At 68.4% G+C, this 24,557-nt stretch carries 25 protein-coding genes; 15 read left to right on the plus strand and 10 right to left on the minus strand.

The genetic code is table 11. The annotated features are described in order from the left end of the window. Positions 1–54 precede the first annotated feature (54 nt). Complete coding sequence (locus RN51_RS13215) at positions 55–993, plus strand: CPBP family intramembrane glutamic endopeptidase (RefSeq protein WP_197073257.1); 939 nt, start codon at positions 55–57, stop codon at positions 991–993. 82 nt (positions 994–1,075) lie between these two features. Continuing rightward, positions 1,076–2,374, plus strand: coding sequence for an MFS transporter (locus RN51_RS13220; protein WP_045264521.1), 1,299 nt, complete (start codon positions 1,076–1,078; stop codon positions 2,372–2,374). 21 nt (positions 2,375–2,395) lie between these two features. Here RN51_RS13220 and RN51_RS13225 read toward each other — a convergent pair whose 3' ends face one another. From RN51_RS13225 to RN51_RS13235, 3 genes are read right to left on the minus strand one after another with little or no spacing between them, the layout of a single operon-like run. Then, positions 2,396–3,613 carry an LCP family protein gene (locus RN51_RS13225; protein WP_052674723.1) on the minus strand — a complete coding sequence of 406 codons (1,218 nt, stop codon included), beginning with the start codon at positions 3,611–3,613 and terminating at the stop codon, positions 2,396–2,398. Positions 3,614–3,672: 59 nt separating this feature from the next. Continuing rightward, the gene (locus tag RN51_RS18055) at positions 3,673–5,058 is read right to left on the minus strand and encodes a sensor histidine kinase (RefSeq protein WP_052674724.1); all 1,386 of its coding nucleotides are present in this window, start codon (positions 5,056–5,058) and stop codon (positions 3,673–3,675) included. Further along, positions 5,055–5,711, minus strand: a complete 657-nt coding sequence (locus RN51_RS13235; RefSeq protein ID WP_045264522.1) for a response regulator transcription factor — start codon at positions 5,709–5,711, stop codon at positions 5,055–5,057. The genes RN51_RS18055 and RN51_RS13235 overlap by 4 nt, the downstream gene beginning before the upstream one ends. 135 nt (positions 5,712–5,846) lie before the next feature. On the opposite strand from RN51_RS13235, the gene RN51_RS13240 reads away from it, so the two are divergent. Both RN51_RS13240 and RN51_RS13245 read left to right on the plus strand, forming a co-directional pair. Further along, complete coding sequence (locus tag RN51_RS13240; protein ID WP_045264523.1) at positions 5,847–6,227, plus strand: hypothetical protein; 381 nt, start codon at positions 5,847–5,849, stop codon at positions 6,225–6,227. A 27-nt stretch (positions 6,228–6,254) separates the two neighbouring features. Next, positions 6,255–7,106: a hypothetical protein gene (locus RN51_RS13245; RefSeq protein ID WP_045264524.1), complete on the plus strand. Its 852-nt coding sequence runs from the start codon at positions 6,255–6,257 to the stop codon at positions 7,104–7,106. Between the two features lie 15 nt (positions 7,107–7,121). Here the strand turns inward: RN51_RS13245 and RN51_RS13250 are convergent, their stop codons facing one another. Continuing rightward, the gene (locus RN51_RS13250; protein WP_045264525.1) at positions 7,122–7,487 is read right to left on the minus strand and encodes a winged helix-turn-helix transcriptional regulator; all 366 of its coding nucleotides are present in this window, start codon (positions 7,485–7,487) and stop codon (positions 7,122–7,124) included. A gap of 101 nt (positions 7,488–7,588) precedes the next feature. On the opposite strand from RN51_RS13250, the gene RN51_RS13255 reads away from it, so the two are divergent. Further along, on the plus strand, positions 7,589–8,944 hold the full coding sequence (locus tag RN51_RS13255; RefSeq protein ID WP_197073258.1) for an MFS transporter: 1,356 nt from the start codon (positions 7,589–7,591) through the stop codon (positions 8,942–8,944). 10 nt (positions 8,945–8,954) lie between these two features. Here the strand turns inward: RN51_RS13255 and RN51_RS13260 are convergent, their stop codons facing one another. Then, on the minus strand, positions 8,955–9,551 hold the full coding sequence (locus RN51_RS13260; RefSeq protein WP_045264526.1) for a TetR/AcrR family transcriptional regulator: 597 nt from the start codon (positions 9,549–9,551) through the stop codon (positions 8,955–8,957). 46 nt (positions 9,552–9,597) lie between these two features. Here RN51_RS13260 and RN51_RS13265 point away from each other — a divergent pair, with 46 nt between their 5' ends. The 5 genes from RN51_RS13265 to RN51_RS13285 all read left to right on the plus strand — a co-directional run bounded on the left by RN51_RS13265 (position 9,598) and on the right by RN51_RS13285 (position 15,704). Then, the gene (locus tag RN51_RS13265) at positions 9,598–10,617 is read left to right on the plus strand and encodes a DMT family transporter (RefSeq protein ID WP_231579296.1); all 1,020 of its coding nucleotides are present in this window, start codon (positions 9,598–9,600) and stop codon (positions 10,615–10,617) included. Between the two features lie 77 nt (positions 10,618–10,694). Next, positions 10,695–11,996 carry an aspartate--tRNA(Asn) ligase gene (gene aspS / locus RN51_RS13270; RefSeq protein ID WP_045264527.1) on the plus strand — a complete coding sequence of 434 codons (1,302 nt, stop codon included), beginning with the start codon at positions 10,695–10,697 and terminating at the stop codon, positions 11,994–11,996. A gap of 190 nt (positions 11,997–12,186) precedes the next feature. Next, complete coding sequence (gene trpS / locus RN51_RS13275; protein ID WP_045264528.1) at positions 12,187–13,227, plus strand: tryptophan--tRNA ligase; 1,041 nt, start codon at positions 12,187–12,189, stop codon at positions 13,225–13,227. Positions 13,228–13,319: 92 nt separating this feature from the next. Further along, a complete protein-coding gene (locus tag RN51_RS13280) occupies positions 13,320–13,787 on the plus strand; it encodes an acetyltransferase (RefSeq protein WP_045264529.1) in 468 nt (155 codons plus the stop codon). Positions 13,788–13,895: 108 nt separating this feature from the next. After that, positions 13,896–15,704, plus strand: a complete 1,809-nt coding sequence (locus RN51_RS13285; protein ID WP_045264530.1) for an oleate hydratase — start codon at positions 13,896–13,898, stop codon at positions 15,702–15,704. 14 nt (positions 15,705–15,718) lie between these two features. On the opposite strand, the gene RN51_RS13290 is transcribed toward RN51_RS13285, so the two are convergent. Continuing rightward, positions 15,719–16,315 (minus strand): HAD family hydrolase, encoded by a 597-nt coding sequence (locus tag RN51_RS13290; RefSeq protein ID WP_045264531.1) that lies wholly within the window; start codon positions 16,313–16,315, stop codon positions 15,719–15,721. Between the two features lie 86 nt (positions 16,316–16,401). Here RN51_RS13290 and RN51_RS13295 point away from each other — a divergent pair, with 86 nt between their 5' ends. Next, positions 16,402–17,172, plus strand: a complete 771-nt coding sequence (locus RN51_RS13295; RefSeq protein WP_045264532.1) for a glycosyltransferase family 2 protein — start codon at positions 16,402–16,404, stop codon at positions 17,170–17,172. 39 nt (positions 17,173–17,211) lie between these two features. Here the strand turns inward: RN51_RS13295 and RN51_RS13300 are convergent, their stop codons facing one another. Next, positions 17,212–18,102 (minus strand): alpha/beta fold hydrolase, encoded by an 891-nt coding sequence (locus RN51_RS13300; protein ID WP_231579297.1) that lies wholly within the window; start codon positions 18,100–18,102, stop codon positions 17,212–17,214. Positions 18,103–18,195: 93 nt separating this feature from the next. Here RN51_RS13300 and RN51_RS13305 point away from each other — a divergent pair, with 93 nt between their 5' ends. Beyond that, a complete protein-coding gene (locus tag RN51_RS13305) occupies positions 18,196–19,950 on the plus strand; it encodes an MDR family MFS transporter (RefSeq protein WP_419865800.1) in 1,755 nt (584 codons plus the stop codon). A gap of 1 nt (position 19,951) precedes the next feature. Next, a complete protein-coding gene (locus RN51_RS13310; protein WP_045264534.1) occupies positions 19,952–20,407 on the plus strand; it encodes a MarR family winged helix-turn-helix transcriptional regulator in 456 nt (151 codons plus the stop codon). A gap of 61 nt (positions 20,408–20,468) precedes the next feature. On the opposite strand, the gene RN51_RS13315 is transcribed toward RN51_RS13310, so the two are convergent. Beyond that, a complete protein-coding gene (locus RN51_RS13315; protein WP_045264535.1) occupies positions 20,469–21,428 on the minus strand; it encodes a DMT family transporter in 960 nt (319 codons plus the stop codon). Then, positions 21,425–21,994: a TetR/AcrR family transcriptional regulator gene (locus RN51_RS13320; RefSeq protein WP_045264536.1), complete on the minus strand. Its 570-nt coding sequence runs from the start codon at positions 21,992–21,994 to the stop codon at positions 21,425–21,427. The genes RN51_RS13315 and RN51_RS13320 overlap by 4 nt, the downstream gene beginning before the upstream one ends. Before the next feature lie 74 nt (positions 21,995–22,068). On the opposite strand from RN51_RS13320, the gene RN51_RS13325 reads away from it, so the two are divergent. After that, positions 22,069–22,584, plus strand: coding sequence for a MarR family winged helix-turn-helix transcriptional regulator (locus RN51_RS13325; protein ID WP_045264537.1), 516 nt, complete (start codon positions 22,069–22,071; stop codon positions 22,582–22,584). Between the two features lie 46 nt (positions 22,585–22,630). Then, a complete protein-coding gene (locus tag RN51_RS13330) occupies positions 22,631–23,719 on the plus strand; it encodes an alkene reductase (RefSeq protein WP_045264538.1) in 1,089 nt (362 codons plus the stop codon). Positions 23,720–23,734: 15 nt separating this feature from the next. On the opposite strand, the gene RN51_RS13335 is transcribed toward RN51_RS13330, so the two are convergent. Continuing rightward, complete coding sequence (locus RN51_RS13335) at positions 23,735–24,520, minus strand: DNA/RNA non-specific endonuclease (RefSeq protein WP_045264730.1); 786 nt, start codon at positions 24,518–24,520, stop codon at positions 23,735–23,737. Between the last annotated feature and the right edge of the window lie 37 nt (positions 24,521–24,557).

A 24,557-nucleotide genomic window follows, 5' to 3' on the forward strand; every position in this document is an offset into this window, starting at 1 on the left:
GGGAGGACTAGTCTGAGCCAGACCGATATATCGATGCGTGAGGACGGAGCCTCCATGAATGCTCGAGAACTGCCCTTCATCGCCGATGCCCGCCACGGCAGGCGGGTCACGCCGTGGTGGCTCGGGATCATCATGTTCTTCGTGTTCTTCCTCCTGGGCATCGGTGTTCTGGCAGCTATCGCGATCATCTGGCCAGTCGATCCCGGCTCGGCGCTGTCGCAATGGCAGGAGGGCGTCGGCACGCTGATCACCATCCTCTTGGTGTTCGCGTGGGTCGTCCTGTTCGAGCGCCGCCACGTCCGCACACTCGGATTCCGCAATCCCGGCAAGGGGGTCTTGCGTCTCCTGCTCGGTGTCGTCGTCGGGGTCGTCATGATCTCGATCCCGATCCTCCTCCTCTGGGCGTCTGGGGCATACGTCGCGGCTGAGCCGCCTTCGGGCGGAGGCGGGGGCGTGAGCGTCGTGCCGATCGTCCTGCTCCTGCTGCTCACGGTCATCGCCCAGGGCAGCAGCGAGGAGGTGCTGACTCGCGGATTCCTGGTGCAGAGCCTCGGACAGAAGCTGCCACTGGTCGCGGTCGTCCTCGTCCAGGCGTTCATCTTCGTCGGTGTGCATGGTGTCCTCACCCGTCCGCTCGGGTTCGCGACGATCTTCCTCTTCGCCGTGTTCGCCGTCTTCGTGGTGCTGCGCGAGGGCTCGCTCTGGCTCATCTGCGGCATCCACGCCGGCTGGAACTGGGCGATGGGCAATGTCTTCGGTCTGTCGGTCAGTGGTCTTGAACCCAAGCAGAACGCCATCTTCTTCCTCAGCGTCGACGAAGACGTACCCGACTGGATCACGGGTGGGGCGCTGGGAACGGAGGGAAGTGCGGCAGCCGCGATCATGATCGCCGTGGCGACCGCCATCGCCATCATCCTCTACCGCCGCGCGAGGTCGTCGACAGGTGTGTCCGACGGCCTCACAGCGACGGCGACGGCGACGGCGAAGGCGTAGCTCGCGGTCGCCGTCTCCACCCGCTCCACCTCGATAGCATGGCCGTTCCCCCCTTTCGCACGGCACACGAGGATGGTTCTGCGTGGCAACTCGGCGTTCGGAGACTGCGGACGCGTCGGACAGGCCACCGTCCGCGGCCCGTTACATCCTCCGCTCACGGCTCCTGCGCGGAGTCTTCATCAGCCTGGTCATCTCGGGTATCGGGATCTCGGTCACGGTCCCGCAGATCACGCTGTTCCTCGTGGGAGAGCTGCATCTGTCGACGGCGCAGGCCGGCCTCTACTTCCTGACGAACCTCACCGCACCGATCGCCGGCTACCTCGTGGGGTCGCTGTCCGACCGTGCCGGATCGCGGCTGCTGGTCTTCCGCCTCTCCGCTCTCGCGGGGTTCCTCGGGTGGGTCCTCATGGCAGTCGCGATGCAGGCCTGGATGCCGTTCGTCATCAACATGGTCCTGCTGAGCACGGCCGGAGCCGGGGCGGCGCAGCTGCAGGCCGCGGTGCGCGATGAGTTGAACCGGAGGCCGACGCCGGCGGACAACGAGGTCGTCGCGGTCATGCGCATGGCCATGGCGTTCGGGTGGATCGTCGGACCGGTCATCGGTGCCGTGCTGGGCGCGGTCATCGGCCTGCGTCCGCTGCTGCTCGTGACCGGGCTCTGTGTGCTGCTCTCCCTCGTGCCGCTCATCGGTGTGAAGACCGATTCGGCGGCGGTGCGCAGGGCGGTGTCCACTCCGATCCGTGAACCCGGAGCCGTCTCCTCGGCGCCCGCCGAGCTGCCTGTTCCGCACCCGCGCTCGATGGTGCCGTTGCTCGTCTTCACTGCGATCTACGTGCTCATCATGTGCGGCGAGACGGTGAAGCTCGCCTACCTGCCGCTCTACATGGACGGTGAGCTCCACCTCGATGCGGGGGTGCGCGGCGCGATCATCGGCTTCCAGCCTCTCGTCGAACTGCTCATGATGCCGTTCGCCGCGAGGCTCGCAACGCGCTTCGGCCTTGCGCGCGTGCTGACAGCGGGTGCGCTGATGGCGGTCGCCGCGCACATCTCCTATGCCGTGGCGGGACAGGTCATGCCGCAGATCGTCCCGCTCGTCGTGGGGCAGGTGCTCATGGCCGGGGTGATCGCGACGTTCGGCGTGCTGGGAATCACCGTGGCGCAACGGCTCGTCCCGACGCGCGTGGGCATGGCCACGAGCGTCTTCATGAGCTCCTACGCGATCAACGCTGCCGTCGGCGGATTCGTGGGAAGCGTCGGCTCGCTGTGGCTCGGCCTTCCCCAGCTGTTCTGGATCCCCGCCGCGATCTCCGCCGTCGGGGGGATCGCACTGCTCGTCCTGAACGCGCGGGTCCCGCTGGATCCGCCCGCCCGCCACCCCTGACCCGTCGCCGCGACGACATCGTCATCCGGAGTTCGGGCGCACACAGGTGTCCTGCGCCGCGCTCTGTCCGTCGATGTTGGAGGGGAGATCCGGTTCCGGCTGCGCAGTCTCGGGCTGTGTCGTCTCGGGCTGTGCGGTGTCCGGTTCGTCCGCGTCGGCGGATGGTGGGGTGGCCGGTGCGGAGAGCTCGCTGCCACGACCGGTATGGTCGGCGCTGATGTTCACCGTCTCGCCCGAGAGCACCCGCTCCATCAGCGCGGCGGCCGACTGCTCGTCGGGGACGACGCGGTCGCCTGCCGGGAGGTGCGGGTACGACACGAACGCGATGTTCTCCAGTGGAAGGTCGCTGAACACCTTCGCCATCGAGGCGAGGGTGCCGAGGTCGGCGAGCGGGGTCGACAGCGTCATGTTCCTGGTCGCGGCGTCGGCGATGCCGTACAGCTTCACCGGGTCCGTCAGGGTCGACTGGTCACGGAGAGTGCGCACGAGCGAGGAGAGGAACACCTGCTGGGTCGAGATGCGTGCCAGGTCGCTCCCGTCCCCGACGCCGTAGCGCGAGCGCAGGAGGGCGAGGGCCTGCTCGCCGCTGAGGTCATAGGTTCCCGCCTCGGGGATCTCCAGTCCGGAGTGAGGATCATGGATGGGGCCGGCGAAGCAGATCGGCACGCCGCCCACGGCGTTCGAGGCGTCGATCACTCCCGTGAAGCTGATCTCCGCCGCGTAGGCGAGATCGATCCCGGTGAGAGCGGTGACCGTCGATGCGACGCAGCCGAGTCCCCCGCGCGAGAGCGACTCGTTGAACTGCACCCGGTGGCCCGCACTCCAGGTCTTCCCGGTCTCGGCGTCGGTGCACGACGGCATGTCGACGAGCAGATCGCGGGGGAAGGAGATCACGGTCGCCGCGTCGTGGGTGTCGTTCACATGCAGCAGGAGGGTGACGTCGTTCCGGCTGCCTTCGACGTCTCCGCCCTCGCCGTACTGGGCGCCCTGCCCTGCGCGGCCGTCTGAGCCGACGAGCAGCACATCGAATGCGCCGTCGAAATCGGCCACGACGGGAGGTTCATCCGTTTTCGCGGGGTGCAGTTCGACGGTCGTGACGTTCTGCGACAGCCGGAGCGCCGCGAGGGCGACCGTCCCTCCGCCGATGACCAGCACCGCGACGGCGGCCAGGGTGAGGAAGCGTCGCAGACGTCTCCTCCGGCGCCGTCGGCTCGGAGACGGGAGCGGGGGAACACTCATGGGGAAGACCTCTCGACATCGGCGAGCAGCCAGTGTCGAGGACGAATGTCACACGAGTGTCACAGACGAGGAAGAGTCACGCGGAACGTCGCCCCCGAGGACCCGGGCAGCAGCGCGAGATCGCCGCCGAGGAGGCGCGCGCTGTCCCGGGCGATCGCGAGTCCGAGCCCGGTTCCCGCGCCGTCCGAGCGCGATCGATCCGTCGTGACGAACCGGTCGAACACACGCCCGGCATCGGCCTCCGCGATGCCGCGTCCGCTGTCAGCGACGTCGATGTGCAGCACGTCGCCGTGTTCCTGCACACGGACGCTCACCGGCGGACGTCCGTGCCGGGAGGCGTTGGTGAGCAGGTTCGCCACGACGATGTGCAGGCGCGCAGGGTCGGTGCGCACCTCCAGGGTCGGTGCGACAGAGAGCTCGTCGACCTCGACTCCCGTCGCGTCGATCACGTCGTCGAGCAGGTCCCGCAGCATCACGGTCGTGCGGTGTACGCGTGCGACCCCGGCGTCGAGGCGGGAGAGCTCGAGCAGGTGCTCGATCAGGGTGTGCAGGCGTCGGGTCCCCGTGCGGACGACGGCCGTGGCGACCGCTCGCTCCTCTGCCGTCGTCTGCTCGTCCTCGTCGAGCATCTCGTCGACCGCCATCATCGAGGTGAGGGGGGTGCGCAGCTCATGGGCGACATCGCTCACCAGCTGCCGCGACTCCGCCTCGCGCTGCCGAAGCTGCCCGATCGTGTCCCCCAGACGCTCGGAGGAGACGCGGAGCGCGTCGGCCACCCGGTCGACGTCGTCGAACGAGGGCTGCCAGGTCGGGGGGCCGTCGCCGGAGCCCACGGCCCGCGCGGTGTCGACGAGGCGGCGGAGCGGACGCGTCAGCGCACCGCCCAGCAGACGTTCGAGCAGGATGACCAGGACGACGACACCTGCGCTCAGGAGCACCCCGGAGACGATCAGCTCCCGCACCTGCTCCTGCTGCGGCTGCATCGAGTACGCCGTGACGACGGCGAGGCGACCGCTCGGGTCCTGGGGGAGGTCGTCACGGACGACGGAGACGAAGAACACCTCGCGGTCGTCGAGCGTGGTCATCAGCGAGGTCAGTTCGCCGGAGCGGCGGGAGTCGTCGATGTGCAGTGCGTCGGGCACCTGATCCGGGCGCAGCTCGCCTGCGCTGCGGCCGCTGTCGAGGTCGATGATGACCGTCTCGCCGGGAAGGATCTCGGCGTAGTAGCTCCATGTGTCATCGGGGGATGCGGACGAGATGGAGGTGAACAGGGCATCTGCCGTCGTCGAGAACTCGTCGAGCAGACCCTGCTGCCGGGACTCGTAGACGATCCGCCCCGCTGTGAGCACGACGACGCCGGTGACGAGAACGGAGACCGCGATCGTGCTGGCGACGAGTGCGAGGGCGATCGCCGTGCGGAGCGTGGGTCGGCGACGGGCCGTCATCGCAGCCGGTATCCGATCCCGCGCACGGTCTCCAGCTGCGGCGTCGCGACGTCTGCGGTGGTCAGCTTTGCGCGCAGGCGCTGGATGGCGGTGTCGACGACGCGCGAGGTGTCGGGCGGCGATTGCGCCCAGACGGCGTCGATCAGACGTGAGCGGCTGAGGGCGTGCCCGTCGTTCAGGGCGAGCTCGTGCAGCAGGCGGAACTCGGTCGCGCTCAGGGGCAGCACCTCGCCGCCGACCAGCACCTCCGCGGAGTCCTCGTGCAGCTCGAGCGATCCGATCCTGAGTGGCTCCGCGGTGAGGCGGGAGCTGCGCCGGAGGACCGTCCGAAGACGCGCCTCCAGGACTGCCACGCTGACGGGTTTGGCGATGTAGTCGTCCGCTCCGGCGTCGAGACCGACGACCACGTCGGCATCCTCGTCGCGGGCGGTGAGCATCACGGTGGGGAAACCCCAGCGCGCGCGGATCTCCCGGCACAGCGAGAACCCGTCGCCGTCGGGGAGCATCACGTCGATGATCGCGACATCAGGGGCGGTTCGTTCCGCGAGACTGCGTGCGGAGGCGACATCCTCTGCGGTGTCGACCGTATGGCCGCGGCGACGCAGTGCGGTGGTGAAGCCGAGGCGGATCTCCGCGTCGTCGTCCACAAGCATGACTCTCATCCCACGCCCACCTCCCGGACACCCCGCGATTGCGATGATAGACGGCCGCGCCAGTGCATCGACTCCGAACGCGGTCGCCGACAGGGGCCGGAGGACGTCGTCAGGTCGACCGGCTACCCTCATGCCATGCGCCGAATCGTGGTCCTTCCCCTCGTCCTCGCTGCCGGACTCGGTGCGGGGGTGCTCGCCGGATGCTCGCAGGTCACGCAGATGGCAGGTGACGCTGTCGGGATCGACGTGCAGGCGACCTGCACCACGATCGACGATGCCTACGGCCAGTACCAGGCGCTGCTCGATCAGGGTGCGGTCTCGGCCGAGCAGGCCGACGCCGCGCGCGACGACCTGGTCGCCTCACTCGAGGGGATCGCGGCGAACGTCGATGGGCAGCTGGGCGACCTGATCCGTTCTGGGGCCACGCAGATCGACGGCATGACCGACCTGCAGGCTCCGGAGACGGTCGAAGCGATCGAGCAGCTCAAAGACTCGGTCTCGGCGTTCTGCGGCTGACCTCGGCCATGTGAGACGATGCCGGAGATGAGCACTGCGGCTGATGAAGAGCTTCGCGCCCTCCGGGCCCGCGCCTACGGTCCGACGGCGGACATCGAGGACGATCCCGCCGCACTTCGACGGCTCCAGCAGCTGGAGGCACGGAGACAGCCGACGCCCGCGGCCGAGGAGGTCGTCCCGCCCGCACCGGCGATGGAGCCCATCGACTCGGAGCCGCTGCGCGCTGCGGAACCGCTCGCCCGGACCAGACGGTCCACACGCCGGTCCGAGGACGCGGAGGATGATGCGCTCGACGTTTTCACCGCCCCTGGCGGTGACACCGCCGAGGCGACCCCGCCGACCGTGGCGCCCGCGGAGCGAGTGGCTGCGTGGTTCTCGGTACGAACGACGCGGATCCTGTGGGTGGTCGCCATCGTCGCCGCGGCAGCGATGGCCGCTGCCGTCACGTTCGCCGTGGTGAAGGTGACCCCCGTCGCCTCGTCCGCCGGCGCCCCGCAGATCGCCACACTCGATGCGACCTCGCACCTGAAGATCCCCTCCGGATGGATGGGGGTGGGGCCGAGTTCCGCCGTGTTCGAATTCCACGGACTGGTCATCGTCGAGAGCACCGGCGGCTACTTCAACGGTTCCGCAGGAGGGGACTGCCTGACGGTGGCGCGGGCCGATCAAGTACCGGACGAAGACTTCGACGCGTCGAACGGGTGGTCGTACGACGGGCCCACATACACGGGATGCGCCGTCGGTGCGTTCCCCGCGACCGCCGAGGTGCCCTTCGACACCAACCTGCCCAAGGAGCTGACCGAGCGCTTCCCCTCGGGGAGAGCGCTGCAGTTCGTATACGAGGCCGGGGGCGTCGGGGTGTTCCTCGACAGCGAGTGACCGACCCCGACCGGGTCAGGAGGCAGTCGTCGTTGCGCGCTGCTGCGCGGCGTACTCCGTGCCCCACCGCGTCAACTCTGCGAGCAAGGGCGTCGTGCTCGTACCGAGGTCGCTGAGTCGGTACTCGACCTTCGGCGGCACCTGCTGGTACACGGTGCGGGTGATGAGGCCGTCCTCCTCCAGCTCGCGCAGCTGGCGAGTGAGCACGCGTGCCGTCGGGTTCTCCAGGAGGCGACCGAGCTCCCCGAACCGCAGCACCTCGTGTTCGCCCAGGAGCGTGAGGATGCTCGGTTTCCAGGCACCGCCGAGCACGGCGATGGACACCTCCGCGTCGCACGCCTCCGACCACTCGCGCACGATCCGCTCGGTCTTCTCCCGCATCGCCCGCTCCTCGTCGTCGTCATTCTCGGTATCCGAAGTGTCAGTACGTGACAGAAATGACCGTACTTGCACCTTCTGTCCGTACTTTACAGACTGACCACGTGACTTCCACCCCCACTCAATCCCCGTCGCGTTCGACCCTCCGTCTCTGGTTCGCCATGGTGCCCCTGCTCCTCGGAATACTCATCGGCGCCCTCGCCATCAGCAGCGTCTCCACGGCGCTCCCGGCCATCCGCGGCGAACTGGCACTCAGCGACACCGAGGGGCTCTGGTTGGCCGACGTCTATGCACTCTCCCTCGCCGCCACGCTCATCCTCGCCGCGCGGATCGGCGACGCCTTCGGGCGCAAGCGGATCGTGCTGATCGGTCTCGGCGGATTTGCCGTGCTCAACGCGGTGGGCGGATTCGCGCAGAGCGGTCTGCTGCTCATCGTGATCCGGGCGCTCCTCGGTGTGGCCGAGGCATTCGTCGTGGCCGGAGTGGTCGCCACCATCGGGGCCAAGTATCACGCCAGGGAACGGGTGCTCGCTTATGGACTGTGGACCGCGACCTTCGGAGTGGGCAGCGCGCTCGGCCCCGTCCTCGGTGGACTCCTGGCGGAGGGTCCAGGGTGGCGCTGGCTGCTGCTGGGGAGTGTCCCGTTGGCGGCGCTCGCCGGAGTGCTCGCCGTGTGGCTGGTGCCCGACTCCCGCAGCTCGCGGACGCCCTCGTGGGATCTCCCGAGCATCGCCACATCGATCGTGGCCCTCGGCGCACTCGCCTTCGCCCTGCATGAGGCGCTCGCCGCCCCCGTGCCGGCGGTGATCGCCGCAGTGGTCGCGGCCGGCAGCCTCGTGTACTTCATCCTGCGCCAGCGCCGACTGCCCGAACCGCTCATCGACATGCGCCTGTTCGCGATCCCGGGCTTCAGCCCCGCGATCACCCGCATCCTCGTCGCCAGCGGGGTGTCCTCCGCATCCGTCCTCTTGGTGAGTCTGCACCTGCAGGACACGAGGGGCTGGACCGCGGCGGAGGCCGGCCTCGCGATCCTGCCGCAGGCCGCCGCCATCGCCATCGGCGGAGTGATCGCCCCGGTCGCGCTGCGGTGGCTGCGGACCGAGACCCTGACCGTTGGTGCGCTCCTGCTGCAGGCGGTCGGGATGCTGTGGCTGTTCACCGACCCCGAGGTCGTGGCTGCTCCGCTGGTGCTCGTCGGTCTGGGATTCGGCATCGGCGCGACGCTCGCCGCGACGGCGCTGTTCGACGTGACCGTCGAAGACGACGCCGGACAGGTCGGAGCGATCCAGGAGGTCGGCTTCGCCCTCGGCGGAGGTCTCGGCATCGCGGTGCTCGGAACGATCGCGGTCGTCGCGACGGGCGGTTTCGGCACGGCTGCGCTCGCCGCCGCGATCGTCGTGATGGCGTCCGCCGTCGTGCCGCTCCTGCATCGCAGGGTTCCTCGCCCCTCGAACAGCTGAGGAAGGTGGGTCAGCCTCGATCCTGCTCCAGGGTCGAGCGCGCGAGTCGGCGTGCGACGACGAACGGCTCGCTGAAGGTCTCCATGCCGACCGTGACGATCGCGCCCTCGTAGAGCAGCATCATCGCCTTCGACATCAGCTCGGGTCCGGTGACCCCGGCCTCGCGGCACAGCTCGAGGAAGAGGTCGAGCAGCCACGCCTTCTGGCGCGACACCTCGGGGAAGACCGGGTGACCGTCGTGGCCGTCGCCGATCTCCGCCCGCGCGTTGATGGCGCTGCAGCCTTTCGGGCTGTACTCGTCCGACCAGGTGATCGCGGCATCGAATACGGCCAGCACGCGCTCTAGGCCGGGTTCGGAGACGGATTCCAGGTGTCGGGCGACGTGGGCGCGCCACAGGGCGTCGCGATGCTGCAGGTAGGAGACGACCAGGGCCTCCTTCGATCCGAACCGGTCGTAGAGCGTCTTCTTCGTGACCCCGGCCGCCTCTGCGATCGTGTCGACGCCGACAGCGTGGATGCCGCGCTCGTAGAAGAGCCGGGACGCCGCGTCGAGCACGCGTGTGGCACCCGGCGTGAGCGGGGCGAGTTCGGGTACCGGGACGGCCATGCCTCCACTATAGCCGCTGAGTAAACCGACCTGTATAGTCGCACAGATGAGTAAACAGATCGGTGTACTTCGCGGCATGGTGACGGTCCTGGCGGCCGCGGCGTTCGTGGTGACCTGGAGCTCCGGATTCCTCGTACCCGCGATCGCCGTCGACGCCGTCTCTCCACTGACACTGCTCGTCTCGCGATTCGTGCCGCTGGCCGTGGTCCTGCTCGTGGCCGTCGCCGCCACACGTGCGGCGCGAGGCGTCACCCGTGCAGACCTCGGGCGACAGGCGCTCATCGGTCTGTTCGCGCAGTTCGGATACTGCGTCTGCGTGTACGCGGCGATCGCCGCCGGGGTCGCGACCGGCACGACCGCGCTGATCGATGCGGTGCAGCCGCTCATCGTGGCGGTTCTCGTCGGGCCGCTGCTCGGGTTGCGGGTGCGCGGTGCGCAGTGGCTCGGACTCGTCGTGGGAGCCGGCGGTGTCCTGCTGGTGGTGCGGTCGCAGCTCGACGATTCAGAGGCGCATCCCGCCGGTTACATCTGGCCCGCTCTCGCGATGGCGTGCCTGATCGTCGGCACCTTCCTGCAACGGCGGTCGGCTCCGCGCACCGGAACCCTCCTGACCCTGGCCATCCACGTGACGGTGACGGCCGTGGCACTCGTGCCGATCGCCGCGGTGTTCGGCGCTCTCGTCCCTCCGGCGTCCGTGTCGTTCTGGCTGGCAGCAGGGTTCGCGGCCGCCTCTCCGACGCTCGCCGCGTACGGGCTGTACTGGTGGCTGCTCCGCCGGGTGGGCATCACAGCGCTCAACGCGCTGCTGTTCCTCGTCGCACCGACCACCGCGGCGGCGGGGGCGCTCCTCCTCGGCGAGCCGCTCACCGGCGTCACCCTTCTCGGATTCGGACTCTGCGCGGCGGGTGTCGCGGCCGTACTGGTGAGCGAGGCGCGAGGCGGGAGCGACGTGAGCGAGCCCGAGCCCGATGCTACGCTGGCGGCGGCAGCTGCGAGGAGTGACGACCCTCGGCCTCTCGGGGCGAGCGGCTCCCGCGCGTCCGGCGTATCGACGAGAGGCCGATGAGCGATCGGCGAAGGTGTGGTGGCACCGCGATCTAGCCCCCGCCCGCACCTCCAGGGCTTTCGCCACCTGGAGGAATCATGTCGCCATCCGACCCCGCCCGCACGCTCGCCACCGAACTCTCCACCATGCCCGATGGTGCCCGGATCACCCTCATGGGTCACGTGCATCGACGCAGGGAACTCGCCACCGTGTCGTTCCTGATCCTGCGCGACCGCACGGGGCTCGCGCAGATCGTGTTCCGACCCGAACAGCTGCCGGTGGATGGTCTGCCCGGCGAGGAGACGGTCGTGCGCATCGAAGGCACGGCCACCGCGAACGCCCATGCCCCCGGCGGGATCGAGGTGACGGCGGCGGAGATCACCCTGCTCTCCGAACCTGCGCGCACGCCGGTCGTCGAGCTCTGGCGTCCCACGCTCGACGCGGCGCTGCCGACCGTGCTCGACCATGCCGCCGTCACCTGGCGCCACCCTGCGCAGCGGGCGAAGTGGGAGCTGGCTGCGGCGAGCCTGCGCGGATTCCGTCGCACGCTCGACGCCGAGGGATTCACCGAGATCCAGACGCCGAAGCTCGTCGACTCCGTGACGGAATCGGGGGCGAACGTGTTCCCGGTCGACTACTTCGGCTCGACCGCGTACCTCGCGCAGAGCCCGCAGTTCTTCAAGCAGCAACTCGTCGGCGTCTTCGAGCGCGTCTACGAGACAGGCCCGGTGTTCCGTGCGGAGCCGCACGACACGGTGAGGCACCTCGCCGAGTACGTGTCGCTCGACGCCGAGCTCGGCTTCATCGACGACCACCGCGACGTGCTCGCGCTGCTGCATCGGGTGCTGGCAGGCATGATCGACGGCATCCGCACCGAGAGCGGCGACGCCGTCGAGCGCCTCGACATCGCGCTCCCCGCGATCCCCGACGAGATCCCGGTGATCCACTTCCAGGACGCGCTTCGACGGGTCGGCGCCCCGGAAGACGAGCCCGACCTCGCGCCGGCGCACGAGCGCGCGCTGGGGGAGTGGGCGCGGGAGCGGTACGGCAGCGACGTGCTCGCCGTCGAGGGGTACCCGATGCGCAAACGCCCGTTCTACACGCACCCCCAGAGCGACGACCCGCGCTGGAGCAACAGCTTCGACCTGATCTTCCGTGGGCTCGAACTCGTCACCGGCGGACAGCGACTGCACCGGCACTCCGACTACGTCGCCGCCATCGAGGCGCGGGGCGAGTCGCCCGATGCCTACGCCTCCTACCTCCCCGCGTTCGCGCACGGGATGCCCCCGCACGGCGGCTTCGCGATCGGGCTGGAGCGCTGGGTGTCGCGGCTCATCGAGGCGTCGAACATCCGGGAGGTGACGCTGTTCCCGCGCGACCTGCACCGGCTCACGCCCTGAGCGGTCGCCGGGGCTCGCTCCGTGAGCTCGTGGTCGCGGTGCGCGATAGCATCTGTTCCATGACGATCAACCGCTCCGCATGGTGGTGGCTGCGATAGCAGCCGGTTGACGTATGTTCATGGGCTGCACGGCAGTTCGTGAACAGCACCCCGTGAACTCCGTGCGGCTCCCGATTCAGGGAGAGAGACAGATGGATTCGTTCACCGCGACCGCACGCCGTTCGACGGAGGTCGCCGACGACGTGGCCCGGCATCCGGAGAGGTTCCGTGTGCTCACGGGGGAGCGCCCCACCGGGGCGCTGCACCTCGGGCATTACTTCGGCACGATCCGGGAGCGGGTGCGCCTGCAGGATGCCGGGGTCGAGACGTTCCTCGTGCTCGCCGACTACCAGGTCATCACCGATCGGGATACGACGGCGCACGTGCGCGACAACGTGCACGGTGCCGTGCTCGACTACCTCGCCGCGGGGATCGATCCGGTGCGGACTACGATCTTCACGCACTCGTCGATCCCTGCGCTGAACCAGCTGCTGCTGCCGTTCCTCAGCCTCGTCACCGAGGCCGAACTGCACCGGAACCCCACGGTCAAGTCCGAGCTCGAGGCGTCGGGGCGAGCCCTGAGCGGGTTGCTGCTGACCTACCCGGTGCATCAGGCCGCCGACATCCTCTTCTGCAAGGGGAACCTGGTGCCGGTGGGGAAGGACAACCTGCCGCACGTGGAGATGACGCGGGTGATCGCCCGGAGGTTCAACGAACGTTACGGGGCGATCTTCCCCGTTCCGGATGCGCTGATCACCGCGACCCCAGAGGTTCCAGGGCTGGACGGTCGCAAGATGTCGAAGAGCTACGGCAACGCGATCGCGCTGTCGATGACCGCGGATGAGACCGTCGCCGTGATCCGACGCACGCGGACGGATCAGGACCGGCGGATCACCTTCGACCCGGAGCACCGACCCGGGGTCTCGGCACTGCTGTCGACGGCTGCCCTGTGTCTGGGTACCGTGCCCGAGGAGTTGGCCGATGCCATCGGAGACGGCGGCAGCGGCGAGCTGAAGGCGCTTACCGCCACGGCGGCGAACGAATTCCTGGCGCCTCTGCGGGCCCGACGGCGAGAACTCGCGGCGGACGGGGACCTCGTGCGCTCCGTCCTGCGTCGCGGCAACGATCATGCGCGCGCGATCGCGGAGGCCACCCTCGACGAGGTACGTGCGGCGATGGGCACCGTGTACTGACGGGACGGCAGGCGAGGGGCTCCGCGACGCGCGTCACGGGTGGCTGTGCGCTCTGGAAGGATGGATCGGTGTCTTCCCGGAAGGAAACTCGCATGACCGACCTCACCGTTCGGCCGTCGCTCGGGCCCGAGGAGTACCCGGCGCTCGTCGCGATCTGGCGGAGTGCCGTCGACGCCACGCACGACTTCCTCGCCGAGGCGGATCGGAACGAGATCGAGGCCAGACTGGCGTCCGACTACCTCCCCGCGGTCACCCTCTCGGTGACCGAGCGCGACGGCCGTCCGGTGGGATTCTCCGGCGTGCTCGACGGGAACCTCGAGATGCTGTTCGTCGATGCGGCCGCACGCGGCGGCGGGATCGGCACGGCACTCCTCGCCCACGCGATCGGGGAACAGGGCGTCACGGCGGTCGACGTCAACGAGCAGAATGTCTCGGCCGCCGGGTTCTACCTTCACCGCGGGTTCGAGGTCGTCGGTCGCAGCGAGACGGACGACGCGGGTCGACCGTATCCCTTGCTGCATCTGCGGCTCGGGGCTGACCGGTCTTCGCGCGAGGCCTAGCCGACGCCCTCACCCGGAAGGGATGAGACTGCGCGCACATCCTTCCCTTCGTCGCCGCACTCCTGTCTACTGGTCGCGAATCGACCGGTGGCGGGAAGGGTGATCGGGATGTATCGGAGCAACGGCAACTACGAGGCGTTCGCGCGGCCACGCAAGCCCGAGGGGGCTGACGACAAGACGGTATGGCTGGTCGGAGGTGGATTGGCCGCGATGGCGGCGGCGATCTTCATGATCCGCGACGGCCAGATCGCCGGGGAGCGGATCACGATCCTCGAAGAACTCGGCCTTCCCGGTGGGGCGCTCGACGGCATCAAGTATCCGGAGAAGGGCTTCGTGATCCGTGGCGGGCGCGAGCTGGAAGACCACATGGAGTGTCTCTGGGACCTGTTCCGTTCCGTCCCCTCGCTCGAGATCGACGACGCGAGCGTGCTCGACGAGTTCTACTGGCTGAACAAGGACGACCCGAACTTCTCGCTCTGCCGGGTGACCGAGAAGCAGGGGCAGGATGCCCACACGAACAAGCTGTTCACGCTGTCGGAGACGGCGCAGCAGGAGATCGTCCACGTCATCCTCGCCACCCGTGAGCAGATGGAGGGCAAGCGTATCGATGAGGTGTTCGGCGAGGACTTCCTCGCGAGCAACTTCTGGCTGTACTGGCGCACGATGTTCGCGTTCGAGGAGTGGCACTCCGCACTGGAGATGAAGCTGTATCTGCACAGGTTCATGCATCACATCGGCGGGCTGCCGGATCTGTCCGCGCTCAAGTTCACCAAGTACAACCAGTACGAGTCGCTGGTGCTGCCGATGCAGAAGTTCCTCGACGATCACGGTGTGAAGTTCCGCTTCCATCACACGGTCACCGACGTGCACTTCGACATCTCGGACGACCGCAAGCAGGCCACGCGCATCGACTGGACCGTCGACGGTGAGGCGGGCGGGGTCGACCTCGGGCCCGACGACCTGTGTCTGATGACGATCGGCTCGCTCACGGAGAACTCCGACAACGGCGACCAGCACACGCCCGCGAAGCTCAAGGACGGTCCGGCTCCGGCGTGGGACTTCTGGAAGAAGGTCGCCGCGAAGTCGCCCGACTTCGGCCACCCCGAGGTGTTCTGCAACGACATCCCCAAGACCAAGTGGGAGTCGGCGACGGTCACCACGATCGACGAGCGCATTCCCGCCTACATCGAGCGGATCGCCCAGCGGGACCCGTTCTCCGGCAAGGTCGTCACGGGTGGCATCGTCACGGCGAAGGATTCATCCTGGCTGCTGAGCTGGACCGTCAACCGGCAGCCGCATTTCAAGTCGCAGAAGCCCAACGAGATCGTGGTGTGGGTGTACGCGCTGTTCGTCGAGACCCCGGGCGACTTCGTCAAGAAGCCGATGCAGGACTGCACGGGAGAGGAGATCGCGCAGGAGTGGCTGTATCACCTGGGGGTTCCGGTCGACGAGATCCCGGAGCTGGCGGCCTCAGCGGCGAAGACGGTTCCGGTGATGATGCCGTACGTCACCTCGTTCTTCCTGCCGCGCAAGGCCGGAGATCGGCCGCAGGTCGTGCCGGAGGGCAGCGTGAACTTCGCATTCCTCGGACAGTTCGCCGAGACGACGCGTGACACGATCTTCACCACCGAGTACTCGGTGCGCACAGCGATGGAGGCGACCTACCAGCTGCTCGATATCGAGCGCGGGGTGCCGGAGGTGTTCAACTCGACGTACGACATCCGCTATCTGCTGAAGGCGACCGCACGGCTGCGCGATGGCGAAGCGGTGCACATCCCCGGTCCGAACTTCGTGAAGGGCAAGCTGCTCGACCGACTCGACAACACGCAGATGGGCGAGCTGCTGACCGACTTCGGCCTGATCCCGGCACACGGCGGCACGACGAGGCGCGAGCGAGCGGACGACGCCGTCGAGTGAGGTGCGGGGGTGGTTCAGCCGCCTGCGACGTCCACGCCCGCTTGGACGAGGCGAGCGCGCAGGTCGTCGACTCCGTCGTAGTGATGGGTGTGCATCGACAGGCGCTGCGCTCCCACGAGCTTGGACGCCGAATCGTCGGTGAAGAAGACCTCGGCCGCATCCACGCCGAGCGCGTCGAGCACGTGACGGAACGCGCGGGTGTCGGGCTTCGCGTGTCCGATCTCGGCGGAGTTGAAGACCGCGTCGAACCGGGAGGCGATGCCGTGGGCCGCGATCTCGGCCGGGATCGTGTCCGTGCCGTTGGTGAGCACCGCGGCGCGGATGCCTGCATCACGGATGTCGTCGATCAGCTCCAGCACGTCGTGGTCGATCGTCGCCGACTGCGCGCTCCACTCGTGGGCAGCAGTGGTCCCGACCTGCACGCCTATACGGCGCACCCACTCTGCTCTGGTGATCCGCCCTGTCGTGACCTCGTCGATCAGCGGGCGGGCGAAGGCGATGCGCTCGATGTCTCCAGGTGCGAGACCGTGGCGGTGCTCGATCGTCGCCGTGTTCCTGGCGTCGAAGTGCCGGATCACGCCATCGAGGTCGAACAGGACGACACGGATCATCCGACCATCCTCGCTCAATCGCGGCGCTCGGCCGTCCACGGAGGAGACTGTGTCTGGAAAACCGCCGGTCCAGGGGGAGGAGAACCATGGCGACCGTGTTCCCGCGTTCCGTCTCGGTGGTGATTCCCGTGCGCGACGACGCCCGGCTGTTGGAGGTGTGCCTCGCGGCACTCGCGCAGCAGACCAGGCGCGCGGATGAGATCGTCATTGTCGACAACGGCAGCAGCGATGACACGGTCGACGTGGCCGAGAGGTTCGGTGCGCGCGTCGTGAGCGAGCCGATCCCGGGGATCCCCCGAGCATCGGCGGCCGGTTACGACGCGGCCACCGGCGATGTCATCGCGAGGCTCGATGCCGACTCGCGGCCCCACCCCGACTGGGTGGAACGGATCGAGAGGACGTTCCGCGAGCGCCCGGACGTCGACTTCCTCACGGGCGACCCGCGCTTCTACGGGTCGACGCCGCTCGTGCACTGGATGGGGGAGCACCTCTACATCGGCGGCATGTACGCGTCGATGGCGCCCGTCCTCGGGCATGCACCGCTCTACGGGTCGAACATGGCGATGCGCTCTGCCGCGTGGCGCGCGCTGAGCGCCGAGGTGCACCGCGAGCAGACGAACATCCACGACGACTTCGATCTGTCGTTCCATGTGCGCCCGGAGATGACGGTGCTGCGCGATCGCGACCTCGTCGTCGAGGTGTCGGCCCGACCGTTGCAGGACTGGGCGTCGCTTCGACGACGCTTGAGCTACGTCGTGCCCACCGTGCGCCTGCATCTGTCGCAGGAGTCGCTGCGCCTTCGGCGGCAGGCGCGTCGCGAGGTCGACCGATCGGACGGATCGTCCGTCAGCCGGTGACAGGTGCGGGTGACCGATGCCGGCGACAGAGCCGGTGATTCAGTCGCTCGTGCGGGAGTAGAGATCGAGCAGGTCGGCGGTCAGCTGATGCGGGGTGGTCTCGCTCGGGCTGTGCCCCGTCGCGTACGCGCGGAACTCCGCGTCGATGTCGCGCGCGTACCGTTCGTGTGCAGCCAGGGGCCACAGATCGTGCGATCCCGCGACGACGAGCTTGGGCACGGGCAGCGCCCGCACGCGGTCGCGCAGATCGGGCGCGACCATCATGAGTCCCACGATCTCGTCGACGCTGCGACGGCTCGTCAGGGCGAACCGCGAGCGCACGAATTCGAGTCGCCGCGGCGGGACGCGGTTCTTGTTCGTCACGATCCCCCAGATCATGAGTCCCGCGCCGCGCCGAGGACTCGCGATGGGTGCCAGCGGCCCCAGCCACTTCATGCTCGCGAACACGTTGCCGGAACCGGGGGGAGTGGTGAGCAGGGTGAGGGAGCGGACGAGGTCAGGACGGCGGACGGCGACGACCTGGGCGATCGTGCCGGCGAAGGAGTACCCCAGCAGGTGCGCGGGAGTTGCTGCCTCGAGGAACGCGATCAGATCGCCCGTGAACAGCTCATAGGTGTACCTCGCGTTCGCGCCGGCGGCATGCGACTCGTACTGCCCCGCCAGGTCGAAGGACTGCACGAAGTACCCCGCCTCCGCCAGCAGGGGGAGCATCAGGGCGAAGTCCTCCTTCGATCCCGTCGCTCCCGGCACCAGCACCACGCGCGGATTCGCAGGGTCGCCGAGGGAGATCGCCGACAGTTCTCCGCTCGGCGCGGAGAACCAGGACCGCCGCGAGCCCGCGGGCGGCACCGTCCAATCGATGTCGCCGATGGCCGCGTCGAGGTCTGCCGGGGCACCGAGCGCCCGCCCACTCCTCGAATCCGTCGACACGCTCACAAGGTACTCCCTGGCGTGTTCGCGGAGGAGGTGCGCGCGCCGCAGTGCCGAAGACGCCTTTAGTTGCACTTTGGCAACTAAAGGCGTATGGTTGACCTCGATCAACTTTCTACGCAGGAGCGTTACCCCGTGACACAGACCCCCATCCCCGCTTCCGAGACTCGCTCGGCTCGCGAGGTCTTCACCGCGATCTCCGGCCTCGTCGTCGGCATGTTCGTCGCCGTGCTCTCCGGCACGGTCGTGTCGACCTCGATGCCCGTCATCATCGCCGACCTCGGCGGCACCCAGTCCCAGTACACCTGGGTCATCACCGCGAGCCTTCTCGCCACTGCCGTCTCCACCCCGATCTGGGGCAAGCTGGCCGACCTCGTCGACCGCAAGGTGCTCGTCCAGATCTCCCTCATCCTCTTCACGGTCGGCACCGTGATCGCCGGCTTCTCGACCGACACGAACATGCTCATCGCCGTCCGCGTCATCCAGGGCATCGGCGTCGGCGGCCTCATGTCGCTCGTGATGATCGCCGTGGCGCTCATCATCTCGCCGCGTGAGCGCGGCAAGTACATGGGCGTCGTCGGCGGCATCATGGCTCTCGGCACCATCGGCGGCCCGCTGCTCGGCGGACTCCTCACCGACGTGTGGGGCTGGCGCTCCAACTTCTTCGTCGGTGTGCCGTTCGCGATCCTCGCCCTCGTGCTGCTGCAGTTCACGCTGCACCTGCCGAAGCCGCAGCGCGACACCAAGGTGTCGATCGACTACTTCGGCATCGTGCTGCTCGCCGTCGGCGTCTCGACCCTGCTGATCTGGGTCTCCATGGGCGGCAACCAGTTCGACTGGGATTCCTCGACGAGCATCATGCTCATCGTCACCGCGGCGGTCGCGATCGCGGCGTTCATCACGGTCGAGTTCTTCGTCAAGGAGCCGATCGTCCCGATGTCGCTGTTCCGCAACCGCACCTTCACCCTGTCGGTCATCGCCTCGATCGCGATCGGCGTCTCGATGTTCGCCACCTCGGTGTTCCTCGCGCAGTACTTCCAGCTCGCCCGTGGCGCCACGCCCACCGAGTCGGGTCTCATGACCATCCCGATGATCATCGGCCAGATGGGTGCATCGATCATCATCGGCCAGCTCGTCAGCCGGTTCGGCAAGTGGAAGGGCTGGATGCTCACGGGCTCGGTGCTCGCCACCGTCGGTGTCAGCCTCATGGCCACCCTGCGCTACGACACGCCGTTCCCGCTCGTCGCCGTCTACATGTTCGTGCTCGGAGCCGGACTCGGCATGGTCATGCAGAACCTCACGCTGATCGTGCAGAACGACACCGCGCCGCAGCAGCTGGGCGCCGCGTCGTCGAACGTGAACTTCTTCCGCACGATCGCCGGCACCATCGGCGTCACCGTGATGGGGTCGCTGCTGTCCACCAGCGTCGCGAACTACATCACCGATGCGCTCGACGGCTTCGTGCCCACGACACCCGCCGAGATCGAGGCGCTCAAGCACCTCGCCTCCGGCGACGTGCCGAAGGTCGGCCAGCTGCCCGACACCATCCGCGCGATGGTCGAAGGCGCCTATGGGCACGGCATCGCGGATGCGTTCATCATCGCGATCCCGCTCGCCGTGATCGCCATCATCGCGATCGCGTTCATCAAGAACAAGCCGCTGTCGACGAAGAACGCCGCCGAGCAGATGCTCGAGCAGGCCGAGGAGTCGGTGATCGAGGTCTCCGAGGCCGAGGTCGGCGCGTCGCTGTCCACCGGATCCATCCGGATCGACGATGCGGGGTCGGCGTCTCCCACGACCGGGTCTGTCCGCGTGCTCGAGCGCGAAGATCGGGACCAGGAGCGCTGAGATGCTCGCCCCCGGAGCGGTGGAGTCGGCGGACGTCGACAGTGCGCTCGGTGACCTCCAGGCGCACCTGAACCTCATCTTCGCAAGGACCCGGTCGCTGTGGAGGGAATCCGCGGCCCGGGTCCACCCGGAGTTGCAGGTGGCCGGCTACAAGCTGCTCACCTTCATCGATCGGGCGGGAACCGCGAATGCGCACGAGATCGCTGAGCGGTTCGAGATGGACAAGTCGGTGATCAGCCGGCAGGTGCGGATGCTGGAAGAGCTCGGGCTGCTCGAGTCTCGTCCGGACGAGCGGGACGGGCGTCTCCGCGTGCTGAGCGCGACCCCCGTGGCGTGCACCGCGCTCGCCGAAGTCCGACGCGACTACGGCACCCGCCTTCAGGCCGTGATCGACGAGTTGACTCCCGAGGAGATCCGGGCGGCGTCCAAGGCCTTCCGACTGCTCGCCGAGGTCTGAGCGGAAGTCCGAGCCTGAGCCCCGCTGTGCCGATCGACAGCGGGGCTCGGGTGGGTGCTTGTCACACCGATGACAGGGTCTGCTCCCTGGACCGGCGACGCCTACTGATCTCGGGGGCACCCGTACGCGGGTCGGCGTTGGTGGGTGCTGCAGCCAGGATCACGAGCACGCCCGCGATGATGGCGAGGCCGACCCATCCCAGGGCGGTGAGACGCTCGCCGACGATCACGACGGCAAGGACCGTCGCGATCGCGGGTTCGGTGAGGGTGACGGTGGTGGCGGTACTCGCTGACACTTTCGTGAGCCCGTATCCGAACAGCAGATAGCCGAGGAACATCGGCACGAGCGCCATGTATGCGGTGACAGCAAGGTTCTGACCTGAGTCGAGAAGCGAAGCGCCGGTGAGGACGAGCACCGGCATGAGGAGCAGTCCACCCCCTCCGAATACGGCGCCCATCGACGCTCCCCGGCTGATGCCTCCGCTCATCAGCCGGTGCGATGCCCAGGAGTAGGTGGCATAAGTGAGGCCGGCCACGAGTCCGAGCGCGATGCCCAGAATCGTGTCGAGGGAGGAGCTCGCCCGGTCTTCGATCTTGGCTATGCAGAGAAGCGTGCTGCCGACGATCCCCAGCACTGCGGCGAGCATCCACCACCGGCTCAGCGGACGTCTGTCGACAACCCTTTCCAGGATGCCGGAGGCGAGGGGAGCGGACGCGAGGGATACGACCGAGCCGACTGCGACCCCGGCAAAGTGCATGGAGCTGTAGAACGCGAGGGGATAGAGCGCCACCGCGACCGCCCCGATGGTCACGACCCACCGCTGCTCACGAAGTACCGTCCACTCGGAGCGCAACGCGGGTACGGCGATCGCCGCCTGCAGGAGACCGCCGATACCCAGTGCGGCCGACCCGATCGCGAGAGGGCCGGCGCTCGGTGCGAACGTCGCCGCAGTTCCGGTCGTGCCCCACAGCACCGACGTGATCGTGATCGCCGCGAGTCCGGACAGACGCCCCCTGTTCACAGGGCACCGATCATGTGTGCGGCGAGTTGCTTCGCGCGCTTCAGCCGCTCCGATCCGCCCTCTAGGCCAGCGCGCGCCATCGCACCTTCGAGGAGGAACGAGCAGTGCTCCGCCAGTGCAGAAGCCTCGCTGGGCGAGGCCAGCGCGCTCAGCTGGTCGCATAGGATCTGCTCGACATGCTCCTTGTGGCGTCGGACCGCATCACGGCCGGGCGACCCCGCCGGCAGCTCCGCCGCGGCGTTCAAGAGCCCACACCCGCGGAAGCCGTGCTCGTACCCCAGCTCCGCGTGATCGACGTAGGCATCGAAGACAGCGAGAATGCTCTGCTTCGGATCAGAAGCGTCGCCGGCGCGCGCCGCGTACAGCGCGAGCCATTCCTCATGACGCGCCTGGATGTATGCCAGCAACAGTTCGTCCTTCGACGTGAAGTTGTTGTAGAGGCTCATCCGAGCCACCCCTGCCGCAGCAGTGATCGAGTTGATGCCCGTGGCTGCGATCCCGTTCGCGTAGAACAGACGCGCGGCGGCGTCCAGCAATTTGGTTCGCGCAACGACCTCATCACTCATACGCGCTCCTTCCCACTAGGTAGATCAGTCTACCTAGCACGTCGGCTCGCGCATGATTCCGTACACTGGCGAGCATGAGCGCCTCTCCCGACGCCCCTGCCGATCGCCCTGCCTCCGCCTCGACGACGGATCGGTTGGGCGACGAAGACCTCGATCAGGCCGTCACCAGGGTCGAGCAGGAGCTGGGCAGACTCTTCGCGCGGATCCGCATCGGCTGGCGCGAGGCAGCGGCGACCGTCCACCCCGATCTGCAGCCCCTGGGGTATCAGGTGCTGACCTCGATCGCGACGGGCAAAGCGACCTCTGCGGGGGCGATCATCGAGCGCCTGCAGACCGACAAGTCCGCGGTGAGCCGTCAGGTGCGGCAGCTCGAACAGCTGGGACTCGTCGAGAGTGTGCCCGACCCGGACGACCGCAGGGCCCGCGTCCTCGTCGCGACGGACCTCGCCCAGGAGCGCGTGGCCCTCGCCCGCTCTCAGTACGAGGGACGCATCGGAGAGCGGCTGCGCAACTGGACGGCTGCTGATCTCGACCACTTCGCCGACCTGCTCGCCGGGCTCGGAGGCGGAGAGGTCTCGGCTCCGAAGTGAGACGACGGAGGGAATACGGCGCTCCACCCGCGCCTTGTCTCCCACTGTGACTCTCTACGAACCCGGCGTCTTCGGCGCCCTGCAGCTGTCCAACCGCCTCGTGATGGCGCCCCTCACGCGCACCCGCGCCGATGACGAGGGCGTGCCGACCGCGACCATGGTGGAGTATTACCGCCAGCGCGCGGGACAGGGTCTGATCATCTCCGAGGGCACGTGGCCGGCAGCAGAGGGCAAGTCGTACCCCGGGCAGCCAGGCATCGTCACCCAGGCGCAGATCGACGGATGGAAGCCGATCGCGGATGCTGTGCATGACGCAGGCGGAACCATCGTGATGCAGCTCATGCACGGCGGGCGGGTGGGGCACCCCGCGATCTCGGGCGAGGCGCGGGTCGTCGCCCCGAGCGCCCTCGCGGCACCAGGACAGACGCGCACGCCCGAGGGCAAGGCCGACCTCCCGGTCGCGCATGCGCTCACCCTCGAGGAGATCCCGGTCGTCGTCGAGCAGTTCGCCCAGGCGGCGCGCAACGCGATCGCCGCGGGCTTCGACGGTGTCGAGGTGCACGGTGCGAACGGATACCTCGTGCACGAGTTCCTGTCTCCCGTGTCGAACATCCGTGACGACAGCTACGGCGGATCGCCGGAGAATCGGGCACGTTTCGCGATCGAGGTCACGGAGGCCGTCGCTGCGGCGGTCGGAGCCGATCGCACCGGCATCCGTCTCTCGCCGCAGCACGGCATCCAGGGTGTGCTGGAAGAGGACGCCGCCGACGTGCACGCGACCTACACCGCGGTCGCCGAAGGGCTCGCACCTCTCGGCCTCGCGTTCGTCGACGTGCTCCACGCGGAACCCGCCGGCGAGCTCGTGCAGCACATCCGTCGCGTGGCAGGTGCGCCGCTGATCGTCAACACCGGCTTCGGGATCGACACGACCAAGGACGCCGCTGAGGCTCTCGTGGCAGACGGATGGGCCGATGCTGTGGCCGCAGGCCGCCCTGTGATCGCGAACCCCGATCTGGTGGAGCGCTGGACGCAGGGGGCCGAGCTCAACCCTCCGCGCCCTGAGCTGTTCTACGGCCGCACCGCCGAGGGGTACACCGACTACCCGTCGTTGGAGTCGGTGCGCGCCGGAGTCTGAGGCCTCGCACTGGCCTCACAGCACGATGTCATGCGCTGTGTTCAGGGGCCGCCATCCCGGCTCACGGACGCCCGGTCGCGCGAGCACGTCGGCCTCGGACAGCACGCCGAGGTCGATGCCGGTGAGTGAGGCGATGTCCGCGATCGGTACCTGGAACGTGCGGAACCCGCCGAGCGGGGGAACAGCCTTGTTCTCCTCCCGTGTGTCGACCAGGGCGGACTGGTCCAGCACGAACCCGGCTGCAGCGAGGGCCCCGGGTCCGCGCCAGGCCGCCACCTTCCAGAACCGGAGTGGCACCCGGATGTCGCGGTACGGAGGGTCGGTGTCGTCGAGGATCGGAGCGGTGAACACCGAGACCCGCTGGTCCGTGCTCTCCGCGTAGGCGAGCACATGATCTTCGAGGCCGAGCCAGAGCTCCTTGGACTGGTTGAACCCGGCGGCCTGCGGAGCGGCGTTCGGGTAGAAGAACGTCGCCTCGCTCGCCGCGCGCGCGGTCGCAGCCGGACCCCAGCCCGGATCGCGCCGACGCACGAGATGTCCGCGGTCGAGGTCGTTGCGGGTGTACACCTCCGGCCCGGTCTGCTCGTCGGTCGGCACGCGTCCGTCAAGCCGCCAGTCGCCGGTGCGGGGGAGGTTCTGCAATGCGGCGCCGTCGATGTTCACGGCGGTGACCGCGGCGAGCCGGCGCGCCGGGTCGAGCAGGACGGTGAACCGGGGATAGGGCAGAGCGCGAACGTCCTGCGCAGGTCGTGGGAGGGGGAGGGGTGTTCCGAGGAAGTCCAGGTCGTAGCCGTCGCTCATGCTCCCATGGTGCACCGGGCGTCCGACGTGCGCACGC

The sequence above is a fragment of the Microbacterium oxydans genome (assembly GCF_000956405.1).
Taxonomy (GTDB): domain Bacteria; phylum Actinomycetota; class Actinomycetes; order Actinomycetales; family Microbacteriaceae; genus Microbacterium; species Microbacterium oxydans_C.